General features: G+C 40.6%; 10 protein-coding genes. 7 read left to right on the top strand and 3 right to left on the bottom strand.

Features of this window, described 5'->3' with window-relative positions; all coding sequences use genetic code 11:
• From VNZ46_RS18525 to VNZ46_RS18505, 5 genes are all read left to right on the top strand, one after another.
• Positions 1–312: sigma-70 family RNA polymerase sigma factor (locus VNZ46_RS18525; RefSeq protein WP_325561511.1), on the top strand; the 312-nt coding region annotated here is incomplete at its 5' end.
• An 86-nt stretch (positions 313–398) separates the two neighbouring features.
• Positions 399–1,556, top strand: a complete 1,158-nt coding sequence (locus VNZ46_RS18520) for a FecR family protein (protein WP_325561510.1) — start codon at positions 399–401, stop codon at positions 1,554–1,556.
• A gap of 206 nt (positions 1,557–1,762) precedes the next feature.
• Positions 1,763–5,359: a SusC/RagA family TonB-linked outer membrane protein gene (locus VNZ46_RS18515; RefSeq protein ID WP_325561509.1), complete on the top strand. Its 3,597-nt coding sequence runs from the start codon at positions 1,763–1,765 to the stop codon at positions 5,357–5,359.
• Positions 5,360–5,370: 11 nt separating this feature from the next.
• Complete coding sequence (locus VNZ46_RS18510) at positions 5,371–6,807, top strand: RagB/SusD family nutrient uptake outer membrane protein (RefSeq protein ID WP_325561508.1); 1,437 nt, start codon at positions 5,371–5,373, stop codon at positions 6,805–6,807.
• 41 nt (positions 6,808–6,848) lie between these two features.
• Positions 6,849–7,991 carry a TlpA disulfide reductase family protein gene (locus VNZ46_RS18505; RefSeq protein ID WP_325561507.1) on the top strand — a complete coding sequence of 381 codons (1,143 nt, stop codon included), beginning with the start codon at positions 6,849–6,851 and terminating at the stop codon, positions 7,989–7,991.
• A 71-nt stretch (positions 7,992–8,062) separates the two neighbouring features.
• Here VNZ46_RS18505 and VNZ46_RS18500 read toward each other — a convergent pair whose 3' ends face one another.
• From VNZ46_RS18500 to VNZ46_RS18490, 3 genes are all read right to left on the bottom strand, one after another.
• Positions 8,063–8,287, bottom strand: a complete 225-nt coding sequence (locus VNZ46_RS18500; protein WP_325561506.1) for a hypothetical protein — start codon at positions 8,285–8,287, stop codon at positions 8,063–8,065.
• 277 nt (positions 8,288–8,564) lie between these two features.
• Positions 8,565–9,719 carry a DUF1015 domain-containing protein gene (locus VNZ46_RS18495; RefSeq protein WP_325561505.1) on the bottom strand — a complete coding sequence of 385 codons (1,155 nt, stop codon included), beginning with the start codon at positions 9,717–9,719 and terminating at the stop codon, positions 8,565–8,567.
• 241 nt (positions 9,720–9,960) lie between these two features.
• Positions 9,961–10,179: a hypothetical protein gene (locus VNZ46_RS18490; RefSeq protein WP_325561504.1), complete on the bottom strand. Its 219-nt coding sequence runs from the start codon at positions 10,177–10,179 to the stop codon at positions 9,961–9,963.
• 196 nt (positions 10,180–10,375) lie between these two features.
• On the opposite strand from VNZ46_RS18490, the gene VNZ46_RS18485 reads away from it, so the two are divergent.
• Positions 10,376–10,675 carry a hypothetical protein gene (locus VNZ46_RS18485; RefSeq protein ID WP_325561503.1) on the top strand — a complete coding sequence of 100 codons (300 nt, stop codon included), beginning with the start codon at positions 10,376–10,378 and terminating at the stop codon, positions 10,673–10,675.
• Between the two features lie 36 nt (positions 10,676–10,711).
• On the top strand, positions 10,712–11,099 hold a 388-nt coding region (locus VNZ46_RS18480; RefSeq protein WP_325561502.1), incomplete at its 3' end, for a hypothetical protein.

Here is an 11,099-nt window from a genome sequence, read left to right as displayed (position 1 = left end):
AAGAAAGTGATTAGCGGTTATATGGAGTCTTTTTTTGCTCCTGAAGTCAATAGAGAGGAATACGCTGACCACCTGATCAGGGAAAGGCAGTTTGCCGCATTGATCGCTGCGGAAATTGAAGCATTGCCACCGCGGATGCGTGAGGTGTTTGAGCTTCGCCGATTGGAGAATCTGTCGAACAAGGAGGTAGCGAGGCGGTTAAATATTACAGAATCAACTGCTGCCGACTACATGAAAAAAGCCATGAAGATCCTTAAACCACGAATAGGACTAATTTTAATACTGGCTTCAATGATAAATAATCGATTGTAAAACAGTTGATTATTATTAATTAATATTTTTCACCCCCCGATTTATCATAGAAGGTCGTCTTACCATTATAAGCAATATTTACGCAGATGATGAAGGAAGAAGAATTTCGGGAACTTTTAACAAGATATGGGAATGGAGAGGCGACTGAGCAGGAGCGCGCGATGCTTGAAAGCAGATATCTGCACTGGAACGAAAAGGACAAACCTTTACATACAGAGGAGTTATTGAATGAAGTGGATACTGAGATGTGGGCGGTGCTTAAAGATAGATTGGAACTGGGGGAGGCTAATCTTAGTTCCTGGAGAGGCTTATGGTTAAGGGTGGCCGCGGCTGCAGCTGTTTTGCTGGTTATTGGTGCCGGCCTTTTTTTTATTGGCCAGAAAAAGGTTGAATATGAGGTGTTGACTGCTAAACGTGATATAAGTCCGGGGAAGCTGGGGGCGACTTTAACTTTGGCAAATGGTACACGGATTAAATTAAACAGTACAGGGAATGGGGAATTGGCTAAGGAGGCTGGAATTGCTATCCGAAAATCGGCTGACGGGCAATTGATTTATGAGGTGCTGAAGCAAAATCACGGTGCTGGAGATGTGGGAAATCGGATCAATACACTCTCTACGGCTAAAGGAGAAACTTACAGGCTGAGTCTGCCAGATGGCTCTTTGGTGTGGTTAAATGCCGCGTCAAGTTTAACGTATGCCGCAAATCTGAGTACAGGACAGGGGAAACGTAGGGTAAAACTGGACGGCGAGGCTTATTTCGAAATTGCAAAAGATAAATCGCATCCTTTTGTTGTAGAAAGCAGTGGCCAGGAAATTGAAGTACTGGGAACGCATTTTAACGTAAATACTTATGCCTATGAAGCTGGTGTCAGAACCACTTTATTGGAAGGATCTGTACAAATAACACCGTTGCAGGACCCCGCTAAAAAAGTGGTTTTAAAACCAGGTGAGCAAGCTCTTGCTACTAAACAATTCTTAAGGATCTTACCCGTGGATGTTGAAGCTGCAACAGCCTGGAAAAATGGTAATTTCTTTTTTAAAGAAGAGAAGCTGGAATCCATTTTATATAAACTGGCTTATTGGTATGATATTGAAATTGTATATGTGGGCAAAAAACCGAAAATGGTGATGACTGGTATCATAAAAAGAGATACCAAATTATCGACTGTATTGTGTCTTATCGAAATTTCTGGTAAAGTGAGTTTTAGAATAGAAGGAAGGAAGGTATTTGTTATGGAATAAGTTCTACGTTTAATCTATCATCATCCTATTGACATAAGAATCGGGTAAAATGAAGATCAGAAGTGCTGGAGACACCTCTGATCAATGTTCAGTTTACTTAGATGCTGCTTTAAACAATCAACTAAAAAACCAACAACCAAATGTATAAAATTTACACAAGATTATGGTGTAGGCAAAATGCCTGTGTCATACAATTTCTGAGGATTATGAAAATCTTAATTGTGCTTATGACTGTTTTTCTAGTCCAGGTCAGTGCAGCAACATTTGCCCAGAAAATAACGCTCCAGGAAAAAGGGGTAAGTTTATTCAGCGTTTTTCAAAAGATCAACAAGCAATGTGGCTTTAATTTTCTGGTGGATATTGAGTTGCTGAATACGGCTTCGCCGGTAAGCATAGAAGTAAAAAATGAAGATGTCAATCTGGTTTTAGCTAAGCTTTTTGAAGACCAGCCCTTTAGTTATGTAATTCAGGATAAGGCAGTCATGATTAGTAAAAAACAGAGCTCCTTTTTGGATAAGAGCAGACAAGTGATCAGGAACATGATTCAGAATATGGATTTTAAAGGTAGAGTGTTGGATGAAAGAGCTAAGCCGTTGTATGGTGCTTCTGTGAGAGTAAAAGGAAGCAACAAGGTAGTTGCAACTAACGAGAAAGGTGAATTTTTACTGAACAATGTAAATGAAAATGCGATTATTCAAATCAGTTTTATTGGTTACCGGCTAAGGGAGATTTCGGCAAAGGAGCTGAGGTTGAACCCCGATATTCAATTGGCGGTTGACGCATCGGAACTGGATGAGGTACAGGTGACGGTAAATACCGGTTATCAGACTTTGTCTAAGGAAAGGTCTGCGGGATCTTTCGCCAAGCCGGATATGACCATTATTGAGAACCGTACAGGCAGTATGAATATTCTGCAGCGTTTGGATGGCTTGATTGCGGGTTTAACTGTTAATAATGCGCCAAATGCCAGTCAGAACCCGTTTTTGATACGTGGGCTTTCCACAATAGGGGTGAGGGGTGATTCCGGTAATTTTGGGGGTACCAACCGGAATCCATTGTTTGTTGTCGACGGGATTCCAATGGATGATATCTCTACTATTAATCCGCAGGATGTTGCGGATATTACAGTACTTAAAGATGCAACAGCTGCATCCATATGGGGTGCAAGGGCTTCCAATGGTGTAGTTGTTATTTCTACTAAAAGAGCTGGAAAAGATGAAAAGTTACGCATCAGTTATGATGCGTTCATTAATTTTCAGGGCAAACCTGACTTGAATTATTTTAAAACACTAAACAGCCGGCAATTTATTCAGGCAGCTACTGAGGTTTTTGACCCTGTGATTTATCCCTGGGCCAGTACCGCGGCTTTCACCCAAACTGGGGGGACAGGTGTCGCACCGCATGAAATGATTCAGTACAACTTATCGAGGGGCCTTGTTACTGCGACTCAGGCCAAAGCAAGCTTAGATAGTTTGGCCAACATGGACAACCGGCAGCAGATTAAAGACTTGTGGTACAGGAATGCGTCTTTAATGAACCATACCATATCCTTTTCTTCAGGAGGTAGTGCTTACTCTTTTTACGGCTCAGGAGCTTATACCAGTACTACTAGCAACCGTCCAGGTGAAAGAAACAATGCTTATAAAATTAACCTCAGACAGGATTTCTCCATAGGCAAGTTTATCCAGCTTAATTTGATTACTGATCTTAATAATGGCATATCCAGTGCCAAGCGGAATATCCAGGTCAACAACAATTTTTATCCGTATCAGATGTTTAGAGACGGAGCAGGTAATAACATTTCTATTCCTTATATGGGAGAATTGAGTGAAGAGGTGAGAGCAGATTTTCAAAACCGGAGCCGGATTGATTTGAACTATAACCCTTTAGATGAATTTAATTACGGTTATACCAAAGAAAATAATTTGCTGAGCCGCAATATCCTGGGACTGAATGTTAAACTGTTGGAGGGTTTAAAGTTTGAAGGTACCTATGGTTATATTAAGGGGAGTGGTAAGCGAGAAGTTTATGATGATACCAAAAGTTATCTGGTGAGGAGCGAGCTGGTTCAGTTTACGGTGGCGCCAAGTACCAATTCTACGCCTATTTATTACCTGCCAAATAATGGAGGAAGATATAGCGTGACCAATCTGAACCAGCAAAATTGGACCATCAGGAATCAGTTGAGTTATAATAAAGGCTGGAATGCGGATCAACATCAGCTGAGTGTGCTGCTGGGGCAGGAGGCACAAGAACTACTGCAAACGAGTAATGGAAGTACGGTAAGGGGATATAATGAGCTGCTGCAAACTTTTGGTGCTGTTGACTATGCAACACTTGGTGTAAATGGTGTGGAAAATCCGGTTATGCAGAATAATTCGGGTGTAAGTCTTTTAGGAAATGATATGTTCAACCAGACTGAACGGCTAACCCGTTTTACCTCCTATTATGCCAATCTGGCTTATACCTATAATCGAAGATATGCACTCAACGCAAGTTTTCGTATAGATAAGAGTAATCTCTTTGGCTTAGATAAATCGGCGCAGAACAAACCGGTGTGGAGTTTAGGTGGAAAATGGATCGCCAGTTCGGAAGGTTTCATGGCTAATGCGTCATGGCTGGACAATCTGGCACTTAGAGCTACTTATGGTTTAACCGGTAATTCTCCAGATCCGGGAACGGCTGCTTCTCATGATATTTTAACAGCAGATCAAAGCGGGTTTTTACCTGGGGGAACAGGAGCGCATATTGCTACACCATCTAATACAAAGCTAACTTGGGAAAGTACCAGAAATATCAACTTAGGGATCGATTTTATAGTGTTAAATAATCGTGTAAGTGGCTCTGTGGACCTGTATCAGAAAAAAACGGACAACCTGCTGGGTATTGTGCCCACCAATACATTTACTGGCTACGCAAATATTATAGGTAATCTTGGTGATCTGGAAAATAAGGGTATAGAGCTGAGTTTGAATACCCTTAATATCCGTAAGGAAAGTTTTAAATGGAATACGATCTTCAATATTGCTTACAACAGAAATATCATCAACAAATTGAATGTTGACGCGCCGGTTACCACGACCAAAGCCCGGGTTAAGCAGCAGTATGTGGAAGGTTTTCCTGCATTTGCCTTATTTGCCTACAGATTTGCCGGACTGGATCAACTGGGCGATCCACAAATTCAACTGGCAGACGGATCAGTAACCAAAACGCCCAATGTGGGTAAGGTTGAAGATGTTCGTTTTATGGGTACTTATCAGCCGGTTTGGAGCGGTGGTGTGACCAACGTATTTAGTTATAAAAGCTTTACGTTAAGCGCCAATGCTATATTTAATCTGGGACATGTAATGAGGAAGGATGTAAATCAGGTTTTTACGAACAGAATAACGCATTCCAATATCAACTATAACAGCTTTACGACGGGTAATCTTCATGCTGATTTTGCTGATCGATGGAAGCAGCCTGGAGATGAACTGTTGACTAATATTCCATCTTATGTATCCAATTCTTCGTTAAGCTATACACGCAGGGATACGGAATATTATACCTATTCAGATATTAATGTGGTCAGCGCTTCTTATATCAAACTCAGGGATATTACCCTGGCCTATAGTTTACCAGCTGTGCTGGTTAGAAAACTGCAGGCGCAGCAGGTTACTTTTCGGGTCCAGCTATCTAACCTGATGCTGTGGAGGGCCAATAAGGACGGTATTGATCCGGAATATATAGACGCAATTGACGGCAGCCGGAGTGTACTGGTTAATCAGGGCACTATATCATTCGGAGTAAACGTGAAATTTTAATTTAAACGGACATGAAAACGACATACAAATTTACCGGGGCAATTATAGCAGCTGTGTTATGCAGCCTAATGTTCTCTTGTAAAAAATCTTTTTTGGAGGTATCGCCAAAAGGAAAACTAATCGCGCAAAGGGTATCAGATTATAATTTGTTGCTTAGCAATCTGGAGCTGGTGAACATCGATGCCAGTGCACAGGTGCCAATGGGTGATGAAGTAGCTGCCATAGAACCTTATTTTAGCGGTGCTACTGTAAAAAAACAACGGCTTTTTAGATGGGATAATGTAATCTATGAACCTACTGAAAACGCTTCAGAAACGGAAACTCCTCTGAAGAATATTTATACCTTTAATAAGATCATCAATGAGGTTTCTGCTGCGACAGATGGTACTGAGCAAGAAAAACTTTCCATCATGGCAGAGGCTTTGGCTGGAAGGGCATGGACTAATTTTTTATTGATCAACTATTTTGGTAAGCCTTATCAAGCGAGTACTGCTGCTACTGACCCTGGGTTTCCAATTTTGAAACAGGCCGATGTAACGGAAACTAAGTTTACCAGGGCCAGTATAAAAGAATTTTATGATTTTATTGTGGATGACTTGACTAAGGCTATTCCAAACCTGCCGGCAAAAACCACGCACCGGATAAGAATGTCTAAAGCAGCTGCAGAAGGTCTGCTCGGTAAAGTGTATCTGTTTATGGGTAAACCTAATGAAGCTTTGTCCCTGCTGAATGCAGCTATAGCTGACCTCAGTAATTCTGCAATCCCTGTAGGCTTCTATGATTATAATGTGACTTTTGGTCCTGGCGGCGAGTTTTTGCCCATTGGACTGTTTGGACCTTCTTATCCATATGCTCCAAATATCCGGGAGAGTTTGTATGGTAAGCAGTCCTATTGGTCATTTTCGACAAATGAACTGGTCATCACCAAAAAAACGGCGGACTTATTTGATGCTTCAGATTTAAGGTTAAATTTCTACTCTAAGACTGCCTTTTTCGGTCCTGATTATCCAAATGGTTTACTTCGGAAAATGGGACCTAGCAGCCTTCAGTTTGGTGTTGTAATACCAGACTTATATTTACTAAGGGCTGAGTGCAAAGCCAGGCTCAATGATTTGTCCGGAGCAAAAGCTGACGTAGAAACTCTTCGTAAAAACAGAATGCCTTTAGCCAGTTCAGCTGTTCCTGCAGCCATTGCCGGTCAGCAATTGCCGCTTCTTAATTTCATCTTTGAGGAGCGCATCCGTGAATTTGCAGTGACTGGCTACCGTTGGTTTGACATGCGAAGGCTTTCTGTTGATCCGCTTTTTAGCAACAATACCTTCACCCATACTTTATATTCTGAAACAGGCAGCGTGCTCAGTATATTCACACTTAAACCCGAAAGGTATGTATTGCGTTTTCCGCAAAAAGTAATGGACGAAAATCCAGGTATGCAAAACAATCCCTAAACAGAACTCACCCAAAATTTTTTATAAATAATTGTAAACAGATGTTAAAGACACTAATTACTGCAGTAATTGGCCTGCTGGCCTTTTCTGCAAATGCGCAGCATGGATTTTTGATCAAAGGAAAAATCACCGGAAACCATGAAGGAGAAAAAGTGACCCTAATGTATAGGGATTGGCCGGATGAGAAGAACAACAAAGACTCTACTTTTGTTAAAAATGGTAGTTTTTTATTTGAGGGTAAAGTAGGTGATGTGGTAAGGGCAAAACTTGTGATGAGTGCGTTGGGAAAGGAAATTGATCCAAGGGATTGGGAACGGTTTGAGGAAATCGATCAGCAGGAGTTTTTGCTGGAAAATAGTAATTTCAGCCTTACGGGTCAAAATATAAAAGAAGGTAAGATTACAGGCGGTGCTGCGCAGGCAGATTTCTTGATGTTAAATGGGCAGTTAAAACCTTTAGAGGATAAGATGAAGCCGCTTACACAAAGAATGATACAATATTCTAAAGAGAAGAACGATAAGGCCAGCGAAGAACTGTTTCCACAGCTTCGTGCTATTAATACAGATATAAGTCAAATAAGAGAAGATTTTTTCCAGAAATATCATGATTCCTATGTGAGCCTCTATTTACTTAGTGAAGGTAGTGGCTCAGTAATAGATCCTTTACAGTTTGAGCCTTTATTCAATACCCTGAGTTCCCGCATCAGAAATTCAGTGATGGGCAAGGTATTTGCCAATCGTTTAAAGACTGCAAAAAAAGTTGATGTGGGTAAAGCAGCTATAGATTTTGTTCAGAATGATACGGATGGCAAGCCAGTTTCTTTGTCTTCCTTCAAAGGGAAGTATGTCTTGCTGGATTTCTGGGCCAGCTGGTGTGGCCCATGTCGTGCTGAAAATCCTAACCTGGTGAAGGCTTATCATAAGTTTAAAGCTAAAAACTTCGAGATTATTGCGGTTTCGCTGGATGATAGGAAAGATCTATGGTTAAAGGCTATTAAGACCGATGGATTGCCTTGGATCCATGTAAGCGATCTAAAAGGGTTGAAAAATGCTGTGGCTGTGCAATATGATGCAAGGGCGGTTCCTCAAAATTTTCTGATCAGCCCGGATGGTGTTATCCTGGCTAAAGGCTTGAGAGGAGAAGAACTTAGTGAGAAATTAGGAAAGCTCCTTGAAGGGAAATAATTAAATAAAGGCTTTGAATATATTTCAAAGCCTTTTCTACTTTAGAACTGAATCGTATGGTAATTATAGCTTTATATCGAAAATTCGATACGCTGTACTAAATAGGCTTTTCCGAAGTTATTGGGATCGTGGGTTACTGTTGCCTTAATGGATTTCCATTTTGGATAACTTTGTATATTGTTTTTTCGGTCATCCTGTATTTTTAATCCATTTTGCCAGATTTCTTCCAATTGATCTTTCATTACGTCGTTTGCATAAGTGAGCTTCAGTAATGGAGAGTAAGAAAATGAAGCCATCTGCAATCTACCTTGACCTGGGCTTTGAAAGTCTCTCTCATTTCTCGCATTCTTTTATGAGGAAATTTGGCAGGACACCTACTGGAATGATGGACTAGAAAAGGTGTTTTCCTCGGTAGAGAAAAGTGTTGATTCGATTCACAGCCACATTGAATCTTCGTTTTGATCTCTTGATTTGCGTTTTCGTTTTGCTTTTCTGCTGAGATAGATGAGCATTGCGACCGCAATAAAAAGCAAAACAGCAGAGATCTCTCTGAAAGTTTCGATGTTGATCCAGTTATCCATGACTTTTATCTAATATTTTTTCTGTCAAATCGTTTTGATACAGCAGTAAACCAAATGGTACCTTGGGTTCTATATAGGTACTTTTTGGAGGTAAGTCGTGTTGTTTCTCTGCCTGTTGGATGAGTGCTTCTGCGCTCATAGGGAACAGCGTAAAGGTAACAGACTCTGGCTCTTGTTGCTGTACATTGAGCAGATCCTCCCATTTATTTGCTGGGAAATTACGGAGACGTTGGTCTGTTGTTGGGTCATGAATGCCCAACAAAGGACTCAGTACCATTTCCTGGAGGATTTGTACGTCCAGCAGTTCGTTGATGTATTCTGGTTTTAGGTCGAGCTGATACCATTTACCTTTATGCTGCATACCAAACCGATGCGATCTTGAAGGTTTATAAGCTACATTGTTGGGTACCTCTGAGATGTAGAATTGTTTACTTAGCTTTTCCAGTAACAGATTGGTGTCCAATGGAGACTCGGGACATACCATACGGTGGAATTCCCTGCAGCTAATTTGGCCGCTGGACACATAGAGTGTACTGATCCACTGCGGGCTAATGTGGTGTTCTGCTGCTGCGACTGCTAAACGGTGGTGCCCATCGGCTACATAGGCTTGTTTGATGTTCTGAAATGCGCTTGTAAATTCCTGGATTGTTTCCTGTGACCGTATTTTCCACACTTTATGATTGCAGCGGTCCTGTACCAGGGTAATGATGGGCGGAAAGGCAGCAACTTTTTCAATCAATTGGGTCACTGCTGAATGTTTACGATAGGTGAGAAGTATCGGGCTACCTTCTAGTCCCAAGCCCTTTCGGTAGGCTTTTAAGCGATCTTCTCTTTCTTCCAGTGTACGTTCGTGGGTAACAATATTGCCGCTGATCATATCTTCCAGACTGGTTAGTACCCATATCCCGAATTGCGATCCGTAGGCAGTTTCTTTTTCATAGATATAGATCCCTGAGGCTTCTTCCTGCCTGTATTTACCGAGATTTTTAAGTGTGTTAAGGTTAACCTTGCAGGCGTCAAATGATACCGAATCATTTTGTACAGGTTCTAGTGTTTGCCTAAAATGCTGCCGCTCTGTAGTCCCGCTCATTATGCTGTTATACCAGGCAGGATCGGGGTGCATTGCGTTAAAGGCTTTTATTCTCATGGTGTATCTTATAGCTGGTTAAACAGGGATGGTTTTAGTGATGTAAAGTTCTGTTGTTTAGACTATTGTTCGTTAATGATTCGTTTGTTTTGGGACAATTTTCTATAAAGGGTGCTGTGCGCATTATAAAATTTTGTTGGAGGGGATATTTCGTCCACTGGAAGAATTTTGTTCTGATAGTGATGTTGTAATTTTATATGTAGTTCATACACTTACTCTTGTTGAAGGTCAGTTGTTTGGTTTAAAGTTTTACCGAACGTTGGGAGGGAGAGGAGAGGTATTTGTTTATCGCTGGTTTTCTATCTAGGCTGATGAGGTAAAAGGTGAAAAAAAGAAAGGTGCTCAGCATCAGGAACGATATAAGTTCGATCTGATGATTCATTTTTACGGCCAGAGTGATGAAGGTTGCAATGGCAAAGGTAACTTGTAAGCTTGTAATGATGTTTTTTAGATTATTCATAGTTGTAGGGATTAATTACATTATGAATTTACGAGGAGTTTGCTTGCCGAGAAATGGGAAATAGGCAGATGGGCAAAAAGGAAAGTTGAAACGGCAAATTTGGCTGTCTGGATAAGTCATCCCATAAGGGAGACTTTGTATTGTTTAGATGTTTATGGTACCTTTAATTCCATGTTATATGTAGCAAATGCTTTAAATGATAATCACTCTAACTCAATTCAACGATTCAATTATCACTGGTCAGCTACCATTAGAGCTTCCTTTGCATCTTCAGGCTTTATGGTATGATGGGAGGGGAGACTGGAAAAAAGCACATGATTTGATTGATCATCTCAGTGATTTGGTTTCAGCTCATGTACATGCTTATTTGCACCGTAAAGAGGGAGATGTATGGAATGCGGATTATTGGTATAGAAAGGCGGGCCGCTTAAGACCGGATGTGACGCTGGAACAGGAATGGGGAAATTTGGTTGGTGAATATCTTCCTTCTTTTTAAAGAATTAAATCTAAATTCGTTTATAAATAATGCTCCATGTTAGAACTCGATATAAAGCCAAATATTCTAGAGAGGTCAAGAAAACTACTGTTAAACTCTGATTTTATAGAATTTGACGATACCAATTGGGACACAGATACAGCTGCTAGATTTAATAAAGGGGAAGTTGAAGCAATTAGATTTGGTGTTAAATTTTTAAAAGGTTATATGTTTACCATTGGCCGTATTTTTTGCATAGACATCAAAGGTCCAAATGACCGGAATATAAAAATTAGAATGACTTCTTTTTATGGTATCAGGAAACAGGCTTTAGATGAGAAGTATTGTCTAATCATTAATACTTTTATGGATACGCATCATAATGATATTGTAAATCGGGCAATAAAAGTTCTTAATAGCGAGGGTAAATTCGAAGTACTCAATA

Origin of the sequence: Pedobacter sp. (genome assembly GCF_035566355.1) — a bacterium.
GTDB lineage: Bacteria > Bacteroidota > Bacteroidia > Sphingobacteriales > Sphingobacteriaceae > Pedobacter.
The sequence above is the reverse complement of the archived record's forward strand: the minus strand, read 5'-3'. Positions and strand labels throughout refer to the sequence as shown.

Bases quoted from the DNA above. Each gene is read 5' to 3' on its own strand.
- VNZ46_RS18490 (WP_325561504.1), bottom strand. From the start codon at position 10,179: ATGAATAATCTAAAAAACATCATTACAAGCTTACAAGTTACCTTTGCC.
- VNZ46_RS18505 (WP_325561507.1), top strand. From the start codon at position 6,849: ATGTTAAAGACACTAATTACTGCAGTAATTGGCCTGCTGGCCTTTTCT.
- VNZ46_RS18485 (WP_325561503.1), top strand. From the start codon at position 10,376: ATGATAATCACTCTAACTCAATTCAACGATTCAATTATCACTGGTCAG.
- VNZ46_RS18515 (WP_325561509.1), top strand. From the start codon at position 1,763: ATGAAAATCTTAATTGTGCTTATGACTGTTTTTCTAGTCCAGGTCAGT.
- VNZ46_RS18500 (WP_325561506.1), bottom strand. From the start codon at position 8,287: ATGGCTTCATTTTCTTACTCTCCATTACTGAAGCTCACTTATGCAAAC.
- VNZ46_RS18520 (WP_325561510.1), top strand. From the start codon at position 399: ATGATGAAGGAAGAAGAATTTCGGGAACTTTTAACAAGATATGGGAAT.
- VNZ46_RS18510 (WP_325561508.1), top strand. From the start codon at position 5,371: ATGAAAACGACATACAAATTTACCGGGGCAATTATAGCAGCTGTGTTA.
- VNZ46_RS18495 (WP_325561505.1), bottom strand. From the start codon at position 9,719: ATGAGAATAAAAGCCTTTAACGCAATGCACCCCGATCCTGCCTGGTAT.